The 18036-nt window shown below is 73.9% G+C and carries 19 protein-coding genes; 5 read left to right on the top strand and 14 right to left on the bottom strand.

What is annotated here, in order from left to right; all coding sequences use genetic code 11:
* The first annotated feature begins 4 nt into the window (after positions 1–4).
* From ACIBG7_RS11385 to ACIBG7_RS11375, 3 genes are read left to right on the top strand one after another with little or no spacing between them, the layout of a single operon-like run.
* A complete protein-coding gene (locus ACIBG7_RS11385; protein ID WP_397335976.1) occupies positions 5–1360 on the top strand; it encodes a SagB family peptide dehydrogenase in 1356 nt (451 codons plus the stop codon).
* Positions 1360–3267, top strand: coding sequence for a YcaO-like family protein (locus tag ACIBG7_RS11380; RefSeq protein WP_397335975.1), 1908 nt, complete (start codon positions 1360–1362; stop codon positions 3265–3267). Before ACIBG7_RS11385 ends, ACIBG7_RS11380 begins: the two co-directional genes overlap by 1 nt.
* Complete coding sequence (locus tag ACIBG7_RS11375; protein ID WP_397335973.1) at positions 3260–5167, top strand: TOMM precursor leader peptide-binding protein; 1908 nt, start codon at positions 3260–3262, stop codon at positions 5165–5167. The genes ACIBG7_RS11380 and ACIBG7_RS11375 overlap by 8 nt, the downstream gene beginning before the upstream one ends.
* A 30-nt stretch (positions 5168–5197) precedes the next feature.
* On the opposite strand, the gene ACIBG7_RS11370 is transcribed toward ACIBG7_RS11375, so the two are convergent.
* The 8 genes from ACIBG7_RS11370 to ACIBG7_RS11335 all read right to left on the bottom strand — a co-directional run bounded on the left by ACIBG7_RS11370 (position 5198) and on the right by ACIBG7_RS11335 (position 10750).
* Complete coding sequence (locus ACIBG7_RS11370) at positions 5198–5674, bottom strand: pyridoxamine 5'-phosphate oxidase family protein (protein ID WP_357929860.1); 477 nt, start codon at positions 5672–5674, stop codon at positions 5198–5200.
* Between the two features lie 28 nt (positions 5675–5702).
* Positions 5703–6173, bottom strand: a complete 471-nt coding sequence (locus tag ACIBG7_RS11365) for an SRPBCC family protein (RefSeq protein WP_397335972.1) — start codon at positions 6171–6173, stop codon at positions 5703–5705.
* 2 nt (positions 6174–6175) lie between these two features.
* Entirely contained in the window at positions 6176–6433 is a 258-nt protein-coding gene (locus ACIBG7_RS11360; protein WP_357929866.1) for an acyl carrier protein, read from the bottom strand.
* Positions 6434–6495: 62 nt separating this feature from the next.
* Positions 6496–7776, bottom strand: a complete 1281-nt coding sequence (locus ACIBG7_RS11355) for a beta-ketoacyl synthase N-terminal-like domain-containing protein (RefSeq protein WP_397335971.1) — start codon at positions 7774–7776, stop codon at positions 6496–6498.
* A complete protein-coding gene (locus ACIBG7_RS11350; protein ID WP_357929871.1) occupies positions 7773–9035 on the bottom strand; it encodes a beta-ketoacyl-[acyl-carrier-protein] synthase family protein in 1263 nt (420 codons plus the stop codon). The genes ACIBG7_RS11355 and ACIBG7_RS11350 overlap by 4 nt, the downstream gene beginning before the upstream one ends.
* The gene (locus ACIBG7_RS11345; RefSeq protein ID WP_357929874.1) at positions 9028–9423 is read right to left on the bottom strand and encodes a cupin domain-containing protein; all 396 of its coding nucleotides are present in this window, start codon (positions 9421–9423) and stop codon (positions 9028–9030) included. Before ACIBG7_RS11345 ends, ACIBG7_RS11350 begins: the two co-directional genes overlap by 8 nt.
* Positions 9420–9746, bottom strand: coding sequence for an antibiotic biosynthesis monooxygenase family protein (locus tag ACIBG7_RS11340; protein ID WP_397335970.1), 327 nt, complete (start codon positions 9744–9746; stop codon positions 9420–9422). The genes ACIBG7_RS11345 and ACIBG7_RS11340 overlap by 4 nt, the downstream gene beginning before the upstream one ends.
* Positions 9743–10750, bottom strand: a complete 1008-nt coding sequence (locus ACIBG7_RS11335; protein WP_397335969.1) for a methyltransferase — start codon at positions 10748–10750, stop codon at positions 9743–9745. Before ACIBG7_RS11335 ends, ACIBG7_RS11340 begins: the two co-directional genes overlap by 4 nt.
* 168 nt (positions 10751–10918) lie before the next feature.
* Here ACIBG7_RS11335 and ACIBG7_RS11330 point away from each other — a divergent pair, with 168 nt between their 5' ends.
* Together ACIBG7_RS11330 and ACIBG7_RS11325 are read left to right on the top strand one after the other, a co-directional pair.
* Positions 10919–11242: an antibiotic biosynthesis monooxygenase gene (locus ACIBG7_RS11330; protein ID WP_357929883.1), complete on the top strand. Its 324-nt coding sequence runs from the start codon at positions 10919–10921 to the stop codon at positions 11240–11242.
* A 179-nt stretch (positions 11243–11421) separates the two neighbouring features.
* Positions 11422–11790: a DoxX family protein gene (locus ACIBG7_RS11325; RefSeq protein WP_397335968.1), complete on the top strand. Its 369-nt coding sequence runs from the start codon at positions 11422–11424 to the stop codon at positions 11788–11790.
* Here ACIBG7_RS11325 and ACIBG7_RS11320 read toward each other — a convergent pair.
* The 6 genes from ACIBG7_RS11320 to asnB are packed head-to-tail and all read right to left on the bottom strand — an operon-like array spanning position 11726 to position 18007.
* Entirely contained in the window at positions 11726–13372 is a 1647-nt protein-coding gene (locus ACIBG7_RS11320) for an FAD-dependent monooxygenase (protein ID WP_397335967.1), read from the bottom strand. The two genes, ACIBG7_RS11325 and ACIBG7_RS11320, sit on opposite strands and share 65 nt — an antisense overlap.
* Positions 13369–14394: a methyltransferase gene (locus ACIBG7_RS11315; RefSeq protein WP_397335966.1), complete on the bottom strand. Its 1026-nt coding sequence runs from the start codon at positions 14392–14394 to the stop codon at positions 13369–13371. Before ACIBG7_RS11315 ends, ACIBG7_RS11320 begins: the two co-directional genes overlap by 4 nt.
* Before the next feature lie 14 nt (positions 14395–14408).
* Complete coding sequence (locus ACIBG7_RS11310; protein ID WP_357929892.1) at positions 14409–14747, bottom strand: TcmI family type II polyketide cyclase; 339 nt, start codon at positions 14745–14747, stop codon at positions 14409–14411.
* A 9-nt stretch (positions 14748–14756) separates the two neighbouring features.
* A complete protein-coding gene (locus tag ACIBG7_RS11305; RefSeq protein ID WP_397335965.1) occupies positions 14757–15611 on the bottom strand; it encodes a class I SAM-dependent methyltransferase in 855 nt (284 codons plus the stop codon).
* Entirely contained in the window at positions 15508–16200 is a 693-nt protein-coding gene (locus tag ACIBG7_RS11300; protein ID WP_357929897.1) for a DUF1707 and DUF4870 domain-containing protein, read from the bottom strand. The genes ACIBG7_RS11305 and ACIBG7_RS11300 overlap by 104 nt, the downstream gene beginning before the upstream one ends.
* Positions 16178–18007, bottom strand: coding sequence for an asparagine synthase (glutamine-hydrolyzing) (gene asnB, locus ACIBG7_RS11295; RefSeq protein WP_397335964.1), 1830 nt, complete (start codon positions 18005–18007; stop codon positions 16178–16180). Before asnB ends, ACIBG7_RS11300 begins: the two co-directional genes overlap by 23 nt.
* Positions 18008–18036 lie beyond the last annotated feature (29 nt).

Raw genomic sequence — 18036 nt, 5'->3', positions numbered from 1 at the left:
GCACATGCGTGCGACAAGGGAGAGCACCGGCTGCGTCGACCGGGTCGGGCTGCGGCCGGGCGCGTACGGCGCGATCTCGGCGGACGGGGTGCTGCACCTGGTCACCTGGCGGCGCAGCGAGTCGTTCACGGAGGGGGCGGTGTGGAAGCTCGCCGTGCTGCGCCGGCTGGCCGCCGGGCCGGCCGAGCCGGCCGATCTGGCGGCGGAGGCTCCGCAGCACGACGTGGCGGGGTTCGTCGGGCTGCTCGGCGATCGGGGGTGGCTGACGGTCACCACCTGGTCCGAGGGCCGGGCGTTGTACACCGTCCGGCCCGAGCTCGCTCCCCCGGCGGCGCCGCCTGGCTTCGACGGCGCGGAGCTCGTGCTCTCGCGCTTCGCGCTCATGCGGCGGGCCGAGGGCCTGGTGATCGAGTCGCCCATGGCCTGGGCGCGGGTCGAGGTGCACGACGCTGAAGTCGCCTCCTTCTGCGGCGCGCTCGCCCACGCCGCGAGCAGCGGCCCGCACGGGGAAGTGGGCCGCCGCGTCCTGCACGACCTGCGCCGGGCCGGCCTCGCCGTACCGGCGGGCGACCCGGAGCCTCGGGCGCGCCTGTGGCAGCCGCACGAGCTCTGGTTCCACCATCGGACCCGGTCGACGGTCCCCGACCTCGGCTACCGCCGCGACCTCACCACCCCCACGCCTCAGGAGGCCGCCCTGCCCTGGCGGGCGGGTGTGCGGCTGGCCCGGCCCGACCTCGACCGGCTGCGGCGGCACGACCCGCCGCTGGCCCAGGTGATGGAGGCCAGGCGCTCGATCAGGGCCCATGACGACTCCGCCCCGGTCACCGCCGGGCAACTGGGCGAATTGCTGCATCGATGCGCCCGGGTACGGCAGGCCACCGGGCCGGGCGGCGCCCGGCACACCAGCCGTCCCTACCCCTCCGGCGGGGCCGTCTACGAGCTGGAGGTCTACCCGGTGATCCGGCTCGCCGCCGGGCTGGAGCCCGGCCTCTACCGCTACGACCCGCACGACCACCGCCTCGACCACGTCGGCGGTCCGGGGCCTGAGTTCGTCCGGCTGCTGCATCAGGCCGCCCGCGCCACCGGCTCGGCGGGCCCGCCTCAGGTGCTGCTCGTCCTGGCCGCCCGGTTCGACCGGTTGATGGCCCGCTACCAGGACATCCCGTACTCGCTGATCCTGAAGCACGCCGGCGTGCTGCTGCAGACCCTGCACCTGGCCGCGACCGCCATGGGGCTCGGGAGCTGCGTCCTCGGCGCGGGCGAGGGCGCGGCCTTCGCGGCGGCAACGGGCCTCGACCCCACCGTGGAGGGCAGCGTGGGCGAGCTCGTGCTGGGCAGCCTGCCTGGGGCCGGCCGCTGATGGGCCTGTCGCTGCGCCGGGACACCTACTACGCCGCCTGCCCGGACGGGGTCTACGTGCTCACCCACTCGGGGTCGGTGTCGCTCAAGGGCCCTACGGTCGCCCGACTGCTCGACCTGCTCGCGCCCTACCTGGACGGCACGCACACCCTGGCCGACCTCACCGAGCACCTGCCCGCCCGCCGCCGTGAGCTCGTCCGCAAGCTCATCGCGCTGCTGGTCGAGCAAGGCCTGGTGCGGGAGCTGCCCCTCGAGGCGCCGCCGGACGCGGGCGGCCAGGTCACCTTCCTCAGCCACTTCCGCCCCGACCCGGCCGAGGCCTTCCAGCGGTACCGGGCCACCCGGCTCCGCTTCCTGGCGCCGGGGCGCGGGCCGGAGCCGGGCGGCCTGCTCGGCGCCTGCGTCCGGGCCACGCGGCTCACCGGGCTGCGGGACATCGAGCTCGTCGGCGCCGACGCCCTGCTCAGCGGGCCGGACGGGCCGGTCGTGCACGTGGCCGACGAGCCCGACGTGGAACGGGCGGAGCTGGTCGACCGGCTGTGCGCGGAGCGCGGGATACCGCTGACGCAGGTCGTGGTGGTGGGCCGCAGCGCGTGGCTGGGGCCGGTCGGCGCCGTCCCCGAGCGGGGCCGGACCTGGTCGTCGGGCTGGCTCCGGCTGAGCGCCCGCCCAGAGGTACGGCCGGCCGACCGGCTGCCGGTGCGCGTGCGGGGAGCGGAGGCCGCGGTGGTGGCGGGACGGCTGGCGCAGAGCCTCTTCCGCACCGCGACCGGGCTCGTCGAGGCGGGCGAGAGCACGATGGTGGAGATCGACCTGACCACCCTGGCCGGCCGCCGGTGCCCGTTCCTGCCGCACCCGTTCACCCTCCCGGCCGCTCCCCCGACGGCCGCGGGGCTGCTGCGTACCGTCGCCGAGCTGGAGCGGGGAGCGCCGCTGAGCGAGGAGGAGTTCTCCACCCGGGCCGCCTCGTGCGCCCGCGACCCGGCCGGGGTGGTGAGCGAGCCGGACGAGCACGACTTCGCGCAGGTCCCGCTGCACGTCTCGCGGGTGCGGGTCTTCGACCCGGTGGGCACGGCCGAAGCGATCACCGTGACCGGGGCCGGGCTCGGCTTCGCGCTCGCCCGCTACCGGGCGGTGCTCAGAGCGCTGGCGGCCTACGCCTCGCTCATGGCCGATCCGCGACGCCTCGTCGCCGAGGACGGCCGGGCGCTCGCCGGGCCGGGCGACGATCTCACCGCGGTGCTGGGCGCGCTGCGGCGGGGAGACGTGCGGGCCTGGGCGTGGGGCGTCCGGGTGGGCAGCGGCGAGCCCTGCCGGGTTCCCGCGGCCGACGCCTTCCCCGGCGAGCCGCGGCCGGGCGCGGCGGCGGCCTACTCCTGGGCGGAGGCGGTGACGGCGGGCGTGATCGCGCTGTGTCACCGGCTCACCGTCGAGGAGCTCGCCGCCGCCGAGGACCCCTTCCCCAGGGTGCCGTGCGCGGGGCAGCCGCTCGACCCGGCCGGCGGGCGGTACCTGGCGATGCTGGCCGCGATCCGGGCGCGCGTCGAGCTCTACGACGTCACCGGGTCGCTGGGCGTGCCTGCCGTGTTGTGCCGTCTGGAGGGCGAGCCGGTGGGGTGCGCGTCGGCGCTGTCGTCGGGCGAGGCGGTGACCGCGGCGCTGGAACAGGCGCTGCTGCACTACCAGGCGCGGCAGAACGGGCAGGCCGATTACGCCCCGCCGCCCGTGCCCGATGTGCCCGGTGGCCGGTGTGCCCGGCCGGCCGAACCGGTGGCGATCACGCTCGCCCAGGCGTGCGCCGCGCTCGAACGGGGCGGGCGGCGGGTGGTCGCGGTGCCGCTCGACCACGATCCGGAGGTCTTCTCGCTCATGCCGTACCTCGTGCGGGTGGTGCTCGCCGATGGGTGAGCCGGTGCTGGTCGGTCGGGGGATGCTGGCCGACGCGGTCGCGCGGGCCGTGCGAGCGCTGCGGGCGGGGCCGGACGGCCTGGCGTCGGCGCCGGAGGACGTCCCGCTGGTGATCGTCTGTGCCGACGGCTGGGACGGCAGGCCGTACGCGCGGGTGAACAAGACGTGCACGGCCCGGGAGGTGCCCTGGCTGCCGGTCCGGGCCGAGCTGGGACGGGTCGTGGTCGGGCCGCTGACCCGCCCCGGCGTGCCCGGCTGCGTGAGCTGCGCCGAGGAACGGCGGCTGCGGGCCAGGGAGGAGGCCGCCGGGCACCGGGCGGTCATGGAGCGCCACGGCCTCACCCTGGCCGAGCGGCCGTCGGAGTGGCTGACCCCGCTGGCCGCGGGGGTGATCGCCGCGCTGGTGGCCGACGAGGTGCACCGGACCCGGTCGGGCCGCTCGCCCAGGACCGCGGGCGCGCTGCTCGTGGTCGACCTGGCCGGGCTGGAGGTGGTCCGCCGGCCGTTCCTGCCGGTGCCCTCGTGCGAGGAGTGCGGGCGGCTGCCGGCCGACAGCGCCCGGCGGGCCCGCCTCGACCTGCTCGCCAGGCCCAAGCCGGCGCCCGCCGCCCACCGGGTCAGGCAGGTACGGCTGGCCGACCTGAAACGCGTCTACCTCGACGAGGAGTGCGGCGTGGTACGGCGGCTGCACCGCGGCGACGATCACGGGCTGGCGGTGTCGGCGGCGACGATGGGCCTGCGCGGGGCGCGGGTGGAGTCGGGCTTCGGCCGCACCCGCGACTACCACAGCAGCGGCGTCACCGCGGTCCTCGAAGCGCTGGAGCGCTACGGCGGGACGGAGCCGGGCGGCAAGCGCACGGTGGTGACCGGCTCCTTCGCCGAGCTGCGCGAGCACGCGGTGGATCCGCGCCGGTTCGGCCTGCACCCGGAGGAGTCCTACAGTCCGGGCTTCCCCTTTCGGCGCTTCGACGAGCGGGCGGGCTGCCGCTGGGTGTGGGCGCACTCCTTCGCGCGGGGCGGGCCGGTGCTCGTCCCGGAGGCGTTCGCCTACTACGGGCTGCGGCACGCCGACCCGGACCGGCCGCCGTTCGCCTACGAGATCTCCAACGGCTGCGCGCTCGGCGGCTGCCTGGAGGAGGCGATCCTGCACGGCGTCCTGGAGGTCGCCGAACGCGACGCCTTCCTGATGACGTGGTACGCCAGGCTGCGCCCGCCCCGGATCAGGCTCGCCTCGGCGGCGGACGGGACCGTGCCGCTGCTGGCCGAGGCGCTGGAGGCGGAGACGGGCTACCGGGTGTCGGCGTTCGACATCACGGCCGAGCACGGCGTGCCGTCGGTGTGGGCGCTGGCGGTCAACCCGGACGGGCGCGACCGGCGGCCCAAGGCGGTGTGCGCGGCCGGCTCGCAGCTCAGCCTGGAGCGCGCGGCCGAGAACGCGTTGCGGGAGCTGGGTCCGGCGCTCAGCGATCTGCTCCGCCGCTATCCGGAGCAGCGCGGGCGGGCGGCGGCGATGGTAACCGACCCCGGACTCGTCACGGGGATGCCCGACCACTCGCTGCTGTACGCCCACCCGGCGGCCTTCGAGCGGCTGCGCTTCCTGACCGCGACGCGGCGTTCGCGGGAGCTGTCCGGCGTGCCGGCCGCCTTCCGGCACGCCGACCTGCGCGACGACCTGGCCGGGCTGCTGGCGCGCTACCTGGACAGCGGCCTGGACGTGCTGGTGGTGGACCAGACCTCGGCCGAGCACCGGGCGGGCGGCTTCGCCTGCGTGAAGGTCCTGATCCCCGGCCTGCTGCCGATGACCTTCGGGCACGACCGGCGGCGGACGGCGGGCCTGCCCCGGCTGTACCGGGCGGTGTCGCCCGCGCGCGTCAACCCGCACCCGCATCCCTTCCCGTGAGGGTCGCGGGGGCGGGCCGACCGCGCCGGTTCAGGTCAGCTCGACGGAGCTGGCGGCCTCGAGCGGCGAGCGGATCCAGGTCATGAGCGAGACGCCCAGCCCGTAGGTGGCCACGCGGCGGCCGGGCGTGACGACGATGAAGCAGATGCCCGGCATGTCGGCCTCGCCGAGCGAGGTGATCGCCTTCAGCGAGCCGGCCGCCAGCAGGTCCTGGATGTGCGGGTCCTTGGCCGGGAGCAGCTCGGCCGTGCCCTGGAACTGCAGGGTGTACGGCGGGCCGAACGGGATGCGCCGGCTCGGCACGCAGATCGCGACGTGGCCGTTCTCCCGGATGTTGCGCGCCTTGACGGTGGACTCCAGCGTCGCCATGTACAGCTTGCCGCCCGCGTGCGCGTACAGCATGCCCGCGACGTGCGGCCGGTTGGCCGCGGAGGAGGTGGCGATGGTGCAGAACGTCTGCTTCGCGATCGTCCGCCGGACGACCGCCTTCAGTTTCTGGTCGGACAACGTCCGCCCCCTTCTGTCTCGGTGCCGGTCACACCCCGCGGCCGGCCGCATCGCGGTGGCGCGCCTCGACGCGTTCCTTGATCAGGGCCATCTGGATCTTGCTGTTGTCGTTGATGCTGCTCTCCATCCAGGCGTCGTCGACGGGCGCGTCGGGCTTCATCGCGAAGTCCTGGATCCACACCATGCGGGTGCCGCTGGCGACCTCCTCGTAGGTCCAGCGGATGTTCATGTAGGCGAAGTTGCCCGGCTCGACCCGGCGGGCGGTGACCGTACGGGTGGCCGGGTCGGCGACGCGCTCCGACACCCACGACCACACCCGGCCCTGCTCGTCGGGGTGCTTGGTGAGCCGGAAGAGCACCCGGTCGCCGTCGCGTTCGAGGATGTCGGCCGCGGCGTACTCGCTGAACAGGTCCGGCCAGCCGGCCACGTCGTTGGTGACGTCCCAGGTGAAGCCGAGCGGCGCGGCGATCACGATCTCGTTCTCGGTGTGCGCGGGCATGGTCAGACCGCCTTCGCCGTGCGGTCGTTCACCGCGGCCAGCAGCTCGCCGGGCGTCTGGCTCGACTCGGCCTCGGCGCCGAGGGTGAGCCGGTAGCGGCGTTCGAGCTCGGCCACGATGCTCAGCAGGCCGAGCGAGTCGACCTCCAGGTCCTCGAAGCGCACCGTGGGCGATTCGAGGGTCTCGGCCGGCACCGTGACGCCCGCGCTCTTGCTCATGATCTCGGCGAGTTCCTCGTAGGTCAGCGTGAGCTCGGTCATGGGCTCCTCCTGCGATGCGGGTTCAGTGGCGGGTTCATGGGGGTGGGTTCAAGGGACGGGGTTCATGGGCGGGTCAGGACCAGGGCGGAGTTCCCGCCGTACAGGCCGCGGGCCAGGATCAGCACGGTCTTCAGGTCGGCCCGCCGCGCGGTGCCGCGCACGAGATCGAGGTCGTGGGCGGGGTCGGTCAGGTTGGGCACGGGCGGGATCAGGCCCTGCTCCATGCTGAGCACGGCGCAGGCGGTGTCGAGCGCGGCCGATCCGGCGTAGGCGCGGCCGGTGCCGGCCTTCGGCGCGGCCACCGGCACGGCGGCCGCCCGGGGCCCGAACAGGATGCGCAGCGCCTCGGCCTCGGCGCGGTCGGCCTCCGGCGTGCCGAGCGCGTCGGCGAAGACCACGTCCACGTCGGCCGCGGACCGGCCCGCCTCGGCCAGCGCGAGCGCCGCGGCGCGGGCCAGGCCCTCGGCCGAGGGTCCGGGCCGGAAGGCGCCGGTGAACGTCGAGGCGTGCCCGGCGATCACGGCGCGGGGCGTGGCGCCTCGCTCGCGCGCCGCCGACGCCTCCTCCACCACCAGCATCGCGCCGCCCTCGGCCGGGACGAAGCCGCCGGCCGAGGCGCTGAACGGCAGGTAGGCGCGGCTGGGGTCCCGCTGTCCGCTGAGCAGGCCGTGACCGTACTGGCAGGCGAGGGAGAACGGCGCGTACGGCGCCTCGGCGCCGCCGGCGAGCATCGCGGCGCGCCCGCGGCCGATCTCGCGCGCGGCGTGGGCGAGCGCGTCGAGCCCGCCCGCCTCGTCGGTGACCAGCACGCCGCACGGGCCCTTGAGTCCGTGCCGGATGGAGATCTGGCCGGTGCTCGCGGCGTAGAACCAGGCGATGGACTGGTAGGGGCCGACCGCGCCGGGCCCTTCGGTCCACAGGCCCTGGATCTCGCGCTGGCCGAAGTCGACGCCGCCTGCGCAGCTCGCCGTGACCACCCCCATCCCGTACGGCGGGAGCCGCGCGGGGTCGAGGGCGGCGTCGTCGAGGGCGAGCTGGGCGGCGGCCAGCGCGATGTGGGTGAACCGGTCGGTCTGCACCACCCAGCGCCGCTCGACGTGCGCGCCGACGTCGAAGCCCGGCAACTGCCCGCCCACGGTGAGCGGGTAGGCGCCGGCGTCGTAGTGGGTGATCGGCCCGATCGCGCACTGTCCGGCGCTGGTGGCCGCCCAGTAGGCCTCGGCGCCGAGGCCGGTCGGGGCCAGCACGCCCAAACCGGTGATCACCGCCGTCCTGGCCGCCGTGATCCCGGTCGTGGCGGTCCCGGTCATGGCGGTCCCGGTCGTCGTCGTGGTCCCGGTCATCGGCTGCCTCCGCGGTCGAGGACCACGGCCGACTGGAAGCCGCCGAACCCGCTGCCCACCGACAGCACGGCGTCGAGCCGCCGCTCGCGGGCGGTGATCGGCACGTAGTCCAGGTCGCACTCCGGGTCGGGCGTCTCCAGGTTGGCGGTGGGCGGCACCACGCCCTCCCCCATCGCCAGCACGCAGGCGGCCAGCTCGATGGAGCCGATCGCGCCGAGCGAGTGCCCCACCATCGACTTGATCGAGCTCACCGGCACCCGCCGGGCGTGCTCGCCGAGCGCCCGCTTGAAGGCGGCGGTCTCGTGCCGGTCGTTCTGCTTGGTGCCCGAGCCGTGCGCGTTGACGTAGTCGACCTCCTCCGGGTCGAGCCGGGCCTCCGCCAGCGCGCAGGTGATCGACTCGGCCATCTCCACGCCCTCGCGGGTCAGGCCGGTCATGTGGTGGGCGTTGCCGTGCGTGGCGTAGCCGCCCACCTCGCAGAGGATCTCCGCGCCGCGGCGCATGGCGTGCTCGCGCTCCTCCAGCACCAGGACGGCGGCGCCCTCGCCGAGCACGAAGCCGTCGCGGTCGAGGTCGAAGGGCCGGGAGGCGCGGTGCGGCTCGTCGTTGCGCGCGGAGGTGGCGCGGATGGCGTCGAAGCAGGCCACCGTGATCGGCGAGATGGGCGAGTCGGCCGCCCCGGCGATCATCACGTCCGCCCGGCCCTCCTTGATCGCCTGGTGGGCGTAGCCGACCGCGTCGAGGCCGGAGGTGCAGCCGGTGGAGACGGTCTGCACGATCCCCTGGGCGCCGGTCAGCTCGGCGATCTCCCCGGCGAGCGGGCCGGGCGAGAAGGCCGAGTGCAGGAAGGGCGAGGTGTAGCGGTGGTCGACCAGCCAGGCCCGGCCCCGGTTGGAGGCCACGATGTAGTCGTTCTCCAGCAGCGTCGTCCCGCCCACGGCGGTGCCGAGCGAGACGCCCACCCGCCACGGGTCGGCCCAGTCGCCGTCCAGGCCGGCGTGCGCCAGCGCCTCGCGGGCCGAGACCGCCGCGAACTGGACGTAGCGGTCCATGCGCGCCGCCTCCTGCGGGTCGAGCCCGTTGGAGGCGGGGTCGAAGTCGCACTCGGCGGCGATCCTGGAGCGGAAGCCGGTGGCGTCGAACAGGGTGATGGCCCTGGTGGCGGTCCGGCCTTCGGCGAGCAGGCCGAAGAAGGCCTTGCTGCCGACGCCGCCGGGCGCGAGCACCCCGACACCGGTGACCACCGTCCGTCTAGTCACCCGGGCCCTCCTCGGTGTCCACGTGGCCGAGCTCGGGGCGGGGGGCCAGGGGGGTGAGGAAGAAGGCGATGTGCGCCTGCTCGGCGCCGGTGTTGCGGACGCGGTGCCGTACGTCGACGGGGACCAGGACGGCCTGTCCCGCCCTCAGCTCGTACGGCTTGCCGTCCAGGTCGACGGTGACCGAGCCGGTGGTGACGTACAGGTACTCCTCGGAGTAGGGGTGGTAGTGCTCGTTGACGCGTTCGCCCGGCCGCAGCACCGCCACGCCCATGTAGCCGGAGGTGGATCCGACGGTCTTCGGGCTCAGGAGCACGCGCAGGTCGCCCCCGCGCTTGGTGTTGCCCGGCACCTCGGCGAGGTCGACGACGCGGATCTCCGGCGCGCTCATGCCCGCTCCCCGGCGTCGAGCGAAGTGTGCCTGCGGATGGCGTAGCGCTCGTGCCTGCGGTCGTCGCTCACCGCCACGATGGGGGCGGCGAGCCGGTCCACCTGGTGGCCGCGCGCCCAGCGGGCGTAGTGCTCGGCGCTCTCCCACTCGCTGGTGATCACCCACTGGCCGGGGTCGTCGAGCGACTGCAGCAGCTGGTCGCTGAGGTGCCCGTCGGCCGCGGCCACGTCGTGGCGGATGCCGTCGTAGGCGGCCACCAGCTCCCCTTCCCCGTCGGCGCGCAGGTGGAGCATCACCCGCAGCCTGCTGTCCGCCGCGCTCACGCCGGCTCCAGCACGGTGCCCTCGACGACGTGCAGGCTGGTGCCGGGGACCGGGCGGACGGAGTCGTACTGGATGCCGGCGCGCTCCATCAGCTCGCTCAGGCTGCGCCGGGTGTGCTTGCGTCCGCCGACGTTGAGCAGCAGGAACAGGTCCATGGTGGTGGTGACCTTCAGCTCGGAGCTGTCCTCGACGAGGTTCTGCACCAGGGCCACGCGGGCGCCCGTGGGGGCCGCCTCGGCGACGCGGCGCAGGGCGTTGAGGGTGCTCTCGTCGTCCCACTCCAGGACGTTCTTGAAGATGTACAGATCGGCCTCGACGGGCATCTCGCGGCGGCAGTCCCCGCCGACGACCGTGGCACGCTCGGCCAGGCCGCCGCCGGGCAGCAGCGCGGCGTCGGCGCCGGCGACGACGGCTTCCAGGTCGAACAGCACGCCGCGGGCCCGCGGGTGGCGCTCCAGTAGGGTGCGCAGCAGGTGGCCCTGGCCGCCGCCGATGTCGGCGACGGTGGCGACCCCGGTGAGGTCGAGGGTGTCGGCCACGGCCGCGGAGGTGATGGCGCTCGACTGGGTCATCGCCCGGTTGAACACCTCGGCCTGGGACGCGTCCTCCTCCTTGAGGTAGGCGAAGAACTCCTTGCCGTAGATGTCGGGGAAGACCGCCTTGCCGGTGCGGACCGCCTCCTCCAGGCGGGGCCAGGCCTCCCAGGTCCAGGGCGCGCTCGCCCACAGCACCATGTACCGCACGCCGACCGGGGCGTCCTCGCGCAGCAGCCGGGACAGGTCCGTGTGCGCGTAGCGGCTCTCGCCGACCTCCTCGAAGACGCCGTGACTGGTCAGCGCGCGCAGCAGGCGGTCGAGCGTCTCGGCGTCGGCGCCGACCGCGGCGGCGAGGGCGCTCGCGTGCGCGGGCTCGTCGCCCAGGGCGTCGGGCAGGCCGAGCCGTACGCCCGCGCGCAGCGCGCCGGCGAATCCCAGGCTCATGCCGAGTTCGCGCAGTCTCGTCACGAGCAGCGGGTCCGGAGTTTCAACGCGAGTATTCACGAATATCCGCCTCTGCCTCTCTGTGGATTGGTCTGCGGTCAGCGTAAATGAATAGGCCTATCTTTCATAGCCCCGGTCAAGTTAATCTGACATCGACCGTGAATCCCGTTCGAGGAAGGGACACAACCTGCCATGGCTGAGATCTCGACCGGCCAGGACTTCGCCACCTTCATCAATGTTTTCCGTACGGAACCGCGTAACCAGCAGCGGCTAATCGACCGGATCATCGCCGCTCACAAAGCGGTAATCCAGCACCGTCCCGGCTATGTCTCCACCAATGTGCACGCCAGCGTGGACGGTTACGTGGTGGTGGACTACACCCAGTGGCGGCGGCGCGAGGACTTCGAGGCCATGGTCCGCGATCCCGCCGTGGAGCCGCACTTCCGGCCGATCGGCGAGCTCACCAAGGGTGAGCCCATGGCGTACGAGGTCGTGTACTGCCACGACGCGGACTGACCGGCGGCCGGACATCGGCGCACCCCTGGAGCGATTACGCCCAGGGGTGCTTTCGTTAGTGCCTCTAACTTGACTTTATACTGCTAACGTCGTACCATCACCCCGTCACCAGCCCGTCATTAACCGAGCCATTACCCGGTAATTCCCCGATAATGGACCGAGTAAGAGAGGCTTATCCGATGGAGACTGCCGCCGTGACGCTGAGCGTCATCCTGGCCATATCCTTCCTCGGCTCCGGCGCCATGAAATTGTTCGGCCAGGCGAAAGTCGTGGCCGGGCTGAAAGAACTCGGCGTGAGCCGGCAGATGACCGCGGTCATCGGCGCGCTCGAATTGGCCGCCTCCGCGGGGCTGCTGATCGGCATAGCGGTCCGCTGGCTCGGTGTGGCCGCGGCCGGCGGGCTGGTGCTCTTGATGATCGGAGCCGTCGTCACCCATGTGCGGGCCGGCGACTACGGCGATCCCAAGCGCCGCCCGCCGGCGCTCATGCCGGTGTTCCTGGTGGTGTTCTCGGCGGTGACGCTGGCCCTGCTCCTGACCACGCTCTGAGCGCACCCTCGATCATCAGCGCACCGGCCAGCGCGGCCGAGAGCTCCGCGGCCGGGTCGGCGGGAAGCGCCTGGGCCCGCCAGGCGACGAAGCCGTCCGGCCGGACCAGCGTCGCGCCGTCGCGGCCGGTGCCGAAGGCCGTGGCCCAGCGGCCGGTCAGGTCCTGCACGTCACCGCCCGGCCCGGCGCGGTGTTCGCTCAGCCGCAGGCCCGGCCGGTCCGCGGCGGCCTTCGCGACCGCTTCCGACCAGCCGGGCGCCGAGGTGAGCAGGGTCCAGCCGGGGCCGAACAGGTCGAGCGTGGACGTGCGCCCCCCGGCGGTCTCGACGGGCAGGTGCGCCGCCCTCGACCCCGGCCGCCCCGACGGCTCCCTCGGGTTCTCCGTCCCGCCGCCTCCCGGGTGCGGCGGGTAGAGGTAGCCCAGGGAGACGGTGTTGTGCGGGAGCTGCGGCGGCAGGGGCGGCGGGGCCGCGCCGTCCGCGGCGAGCCAGGAGAGGGGCATGCGGGCCAGCGCCTGCACCAGGGTCAGGTCCGCGACCGGGCGCCGCTCCTGGTCGTAGCTGTCCAGCAGATCGGTCCCGGCGGTGCCGTCGAGGACGGCGGCCAGCTTCCAGGCCAGGTTGTGCACGTCCTGGATCCCGGTGTTGCCGCCGAAGCCGCCGCTCGGCGGCATGACGTGCGCGGCGTCCCCGGCGAGGAGGACGCGGCCGGCCCTGAACCGGTCGGCGACCGCCGCCGCGACGTCCCAGGGGCCGACGCCGCGCACCCGCGCCGTCGGTTCCGGGCGGCCCAGCGCGGTCTCGATCAGCCGCAGGCAGCGTTCCTCGGTGAAGTCCTGCGGCCCTTCCCCCCGGTCCGGGTCGTAGGAGACCGACAGTTGCCACAGGCCGCCGTCGCGGGGCAGCAACGCGCCGCCCACGTCCTCCACGTAGCAGGCGCCGAACCGGCGGCCCTCCAGCTCGGCGGCGAGCTCGGCCTCGAAGACCACGCTGACCTGGTGGCCGAGCACGCCGGGGCCGTGCCGGGCGACACCGAGCAGGCGCCGCACGGTGCTGCCCGCCCCGTCGGCGGCGATGACGTACCGGGCCGGCACGACGGACTCGGCGCCGGAGGCCCGCTCGCGCAGCCGCACGAGCGCCGCCGGCTCCCCGTCCTGGAGCCCGGTGACCTCGACGCCGTAGCGGAGCACGGCTCCGTGCCGGACGGCGTGCTCGGCCAGGATGGGTTCCAGGACGTTCTGGTCGCAGGCGCAGGCGTCGGCAGGGCTGAGTCCGGCCGCGTCGTCCTCCCAGGCGGCCGTCTCCCAGACCGCGCCGGGCGCGGACAGGTTCCGCACCCGCGCGATCCCGCCGATGTCGCCGCCGGGGGTGCCGGCCCGCTCGATGGCGCCGGACAGGCCCACCGAGCGGAACAGCTCCATCGACCGCACGGTGAGCCCGCGGAAGCGCGGCAGCGGCGAGGGCCCCGTCGCCCGCTCCACCACCTGGCAGGCCACCCCGTGCGCGGACAGGAACACCGCCGCCGACAGCCCGGCCAGCCCGGCGCCCACGATCAGGACGGGGACCTCCTCGGCGGCGCTCATACCGGGACGGCCTCGATCACGCTGTCGGACGGCAGCCCGGGGAAGAGCACCGACCGCACCGACCTGACCTCGAAGCCCGACTTGTCGAGCAGCACCCGGACCTCCTCCTCGCTGCGCTCGCGGCCGTCGACCGCCATCATCAGCAGGTCGATCAGCTTCGCCAGGCTGAAGCCCTCGCCCTCCAGCAGGTGTTCGAGGACGAGCAGCCGGGCGTGCGGCGGCATGGTGGCGCGGATGGTGGCCAGCAGCTCGGCCGACTTCTCGTCGTTCCAGTTGTGCAGGCAGTGCGCGAGCACGTACACGTCCCCGTCGGGCGGGACCGAGTCGAAGAAGCTGCCGCCGACCAGTTCGCACCGGTCGATCAGGCCCTGCGCGGCCAGCCGCTCACGGGCGTAGGGCAGGGTGTCGGGCAGGTCGAACAGCACGCCCTTCAGGTGCGGGTTGTCCTTGAGCACGTGCTCCAGGAGCGCGCCGTCGCCGCCGCCGAGGTCGACCACGGTGCGGGCGCCGGAGAAGTCCATCTCCGACAGGGCGGCCATGGCCACCCGGGGCGCGGTCCTGCCGTGTGCGGCGAAGAAGTGGTCGCGCAGCTCCGGGTGCTCGCCGATGTAGTCGTACAGGTGCTTGCCGTACACCTTCTCCGAAGCCGGGCGGCCGGAGCGCACGCTGGGCAGCAGCTCGGCGAAGAGCTTGATGTGCTCCAGCCCGTTGAGCAGGATGAAGTGCTTGAAGGAGGAGGGCGAGTCCGAGCGGAGCATGCGGCCCTCGTCGTTGAGGGCGAAGTGCCGGGGGCCGGTCTCCATGAAGACGCCGACCGCCGACAACGCCCGCATGACGCGGTAGAGCGAGTCGGGGTGCGCGCCCACGGCGGCGGCGACCTCCGCGATGTCGCGCGGCTCGTCGGACAGGTGGTCGGCCACGCCCAGCTCGCACACCACGTACCCGGCCTGGGACAACCAGGTGCCGGTCAGCACCCCGAACAGCGGGCGCTGGTTGATCTGCGGCGGTTCCGCGACGGTCATGTCGGGTCCTTTCATCAGCGGGCCGCCGGTCCGGCGCCCGGCTCCCAGTGGTAGAACTGCCGCGCCGAGGCCTGCTGGACCGAGCCCCAGCGGCCCTCGAACGGGGTGATGTACTCGTCGAGCGCCTTGCTGATCTGCTGGAAGAGCGGGTTGTCGTGGTTGCGCGTCAGCGGCCCGGCCACCGGCTGCTCGGCCTCGACCATGTGGATGTAGATGTCGTGGAAGGTGAAGAGCTTGCGCCGGGTGACGCCGATCAGGTGCGGCAGCTCGGTGGCGTCGGACTCGGCGAACAGGCGGGCGATCTCGGCCTCGCTGCCGGGCTTGAACTTGGCGACGATGAGGGTGGTGTGCATGGCGCTCCCTTACGTTCCGGACGGCGCGCCGACGCGCGCGATCGAGTACTCGAAGACGTTCTCCTGGCGGACGGTGCCGTCCGGCCGCACCGAGCCGGCGAAGGCGGTGTCGAACAGGGCGCGCACGGCCGGCTCGCCCAGGTGCCCGATGGCGAAGCGCAGCAGCCCGGTCGAGCTCAGCGCCATCCAGGCGGCCTCGACGCTCGCGTAGACGAACGGGCAGGCCACCTCCCCGGTGGTCACCGGTTCCAGGCCGGCGCGGCGCATGACCGAGCGGATCTGCGCGGGGGTGTTGGCGGCCTCGCCCTGGCTGCCCTGCGGCGGCCGTGGCAGGGCGGCGACGACGGAGAAGAGGAAGCCGGTGGTCTCGCACCGGTCCGGCTCGCCCCAGCCGCCCAGGCAGACGGCTCCGCCGTACCGGGTCTTGCGGGCGAATCCGGCGACCGCCGCCACCGGGTCGGCCGCGTAGCGCAGGGCGTTGAAGGACATGACCACGTCGAAGCTCCGGTCGGCGTACGGCAGGCCGTCCAGCGTCCCCGTGCTCAGGTCGGCGGCTCCGGGCACCCGGCGGCGGGCGATGCGGACCAGTTCCGGGGCCGCGTCCAGGCCGCTGACCTCGGCGCCGCGCGCGGCGGCGAGGGCCAGGGCGAGGCCGGAGCCGCAGCCGACGTCCAGGACGGTGCTGCCGGGGCGGAGGTCGAGGGCGGCGAGCGCCGCCTCGAACAGCGGGGTGCACTGCGCCTCCTGGATCTCGGCCCAGTCATCCGCCTGCTGGTCCCAGAGGCCGGCCTCCGTCGGAGGCGGGGCCGGGGGTGAGGCCGGGGGTGTGGCCCGGGTCGGCGGTGAGGCCGGGGTGGTGGTCACGACGTCTGCTCTCCTTGATCGGGCGGAGCGTGTACGGGTAGCGGTAGGTCTCCTCGCCGCGCAGGGCCGCGACCCCGGCGAGGATGGACAGGACGAAGGCGGCCACCCAGATCACCGGGACGAGCAGCACGCCGACCACGGTGAAGGGCAGGGCGAAGCTGGCCCCGACGACGGTGAGCTGGAAGTTGAGCGCCTCGACCGCGTGCCGCCGCACGTGCGGCGAGGCGTGCCCGCCGAGCAGCAGCACGGCGGCCGGGCCGAGGATCGGCAGGCCGAGCGGGGCGAGCAGGTGGGCCAGCCCGGCGACGGTCCGCGCGCCGCCGCCGGGCGGGGGCGGGCGCGGGACCGCCGCGGGCGGCGGCACCTGGTCGCCGTAGAGCTCCGTGACGATGGCCAGGAGCTCGGCGCCGGTCCGGGCGGTGATCGCCTGTTCCAGCGCCTGCTCCAGTTCGGCCTCGTCGCAGCGGCCTTCGGCGTAGGCGGTCTTGACGTACTCGACCACCTGGTCGCGTTCGGCGCCGGTCGGGCGGGCCAGAGCGGCGTGCGCCCTCGGGACGTGCGTCCCGTCAGAGGTCCACGGTGATGTCATAGGTGGCGATCCAGGTGTTCATCTGCAGCGTGTTGTCCAGCAGGTTGCGTTCCATCCGCCCGGCCGGCCCCGCGCTGTCGGCCCGGGCCTGGGCCCGGTCCTTCGCGAGCAGGCCGTGCACAGGCGCGGCGGGGTCGGCCAGGATGCCGGCCAGTTCCCGGTTGGCGGCCTGGTCGTAGGCGGGGTTCTGGGTGGAGGGGTAGGGGCTCTTGCGCCGTTCCAGCACCGAGCGCGGGAGCAGGTCGGCGGTCGCCGCGCGCAGCAGGCTCTTCTCGTGCCCGTCGTGGGTCTTCATCGACCAGGGCGCGTTGAAGACGTACTCGACGAGCCGGTGGTCGCAGAAGGGCACCCGCACCTCCAGCCCGCAGGCCATGCTGGTGCGGTCCTTGCGGTCCAGCATGAGCTGCAGGAACCGGGTCAGGTGCAGGTGGCTGATCTCGCGCATCCGCGCTTCCTTGGGGCTCTCCCCCTCCAGGCGCGGCACCTCGGCGATCGCCTCGTGGTAGCGCTCGGCCAGGTAGCTCTGCAGGTCGAGCTTCTGCAGCAGGCCGAGGTCGAACAGGCCGGTGTGGTCCATCGAGCCGTAGGCGGTCCACGGCAGCACCGGCGCGTTGACCACGTTCGGGTCGTGGAACCACAGGTAGCCGCCGAACAGCTCGTCGGCCGACTCCCCGGAGATCGCCACCGTGGAGTGCTCGCTGATCGCCTTGAACAGCAGGTAGAGCGAGGCGTCCATGTCGCTCAGCCCGATCGGGATGTCGCGCGAGCGCAGCACGGCCCCGCGGGCCTCCGGCGAGGCGAGCCGGGCGGCGTCGAGGTCGATGTCGGTGTGGTCGGAGCCGACGTGCCTGGCCACCTCGGCGACGAACGGGGCGTCCAGCGAGCCCCGCATCTCGTCGGCGGTGAACTCCTCGCCCTGGCCGGCGAAGTTGACCGAGAAGGAACGCGCCTTCTCCCCGCGCAGGCCCAGCTTCTTGGCCGCCAGGGCGGTCAGCACGCTGGAGTCGAGGCCGCCGGACAGCAGCACGCAGAGCGGCACGTCGGCGACGAGCTGCCGCTCGACGATGTCCTCCAGCAGGCCGCGGACGGTGTCGACGGTGGTCTTGAGGTCGTCGGTGTGCGGGCGGGCCTCCAGCTTCCAGTACCGCCGGGCGGTACGGCCGGCCGCGCTGACCTTGACCGTCTGGCCGGGGAGCACCTCGAGGATGTCGCGGTAGACGGTCTTGCCGGGGATGCGGGTGAAGGTGAGGATCTCCCGCAGGCCGTCCAGGTCCATCACCCGCTTGACCAGCGGGTTGGCGATGATCGCCTTGGGCTCGGAGCCGAAGACGACGCCGTTGGGGGTGGGGTGGTAGTAGAGCGGCTTGACGCCCAGGCGGTCGCGGACCAGCAGCAGCTCCTGGCGGCGCACGTCCCAGACGGCGAAGGCGAACATGCCGTTCAGGTGCTCGGCGCAGTCCTCGCCCCACTCCAGGTAGGCGGCCAGCACCACTTCGGTGTCGCTGGCCGTACGGAAGCGGTGGCCGCGGGCGCGCAGTTCCTCGCGCAGCTCGCGGTAGTTGTAGACCTCACCCGAGTAGGTGAGGACCGCCTGGACACGGCCGTCGTGCTCGGCCGTCATGGGCTGGACGCCGCCCTCGATGTCGATGACGGCGAGCCTGCGGTGGCCGAGACCCGCGTGGGTCTCCAGCCACACGCCGGCGCCGTCGGGGCCCCGGCAGGCCATGGTGTCGGCCATCTCGCCCAGCAGCCGCCGCTCGCCGGTGAGATCACGGTCGAAGTCCACCCATCCGGTTATGCCGCACATGCTCGGTCCTCCTTCGGTGGGGATCTGGT

The sequence above is a fragment of the Nonomuraea sp. NPDC050328 genome (genome assembly GCF_044459405.1).
Lineage (GTDB): Bacteria > Actinomycetota > Actinomycetes > Streptosporangiales > Streptosporangiaceae > Nonomuraea.
Note: the sequence above shows the minus strand (reverse complement) of the source record. Positions and strands in the feature narration are given on the sequence as shown.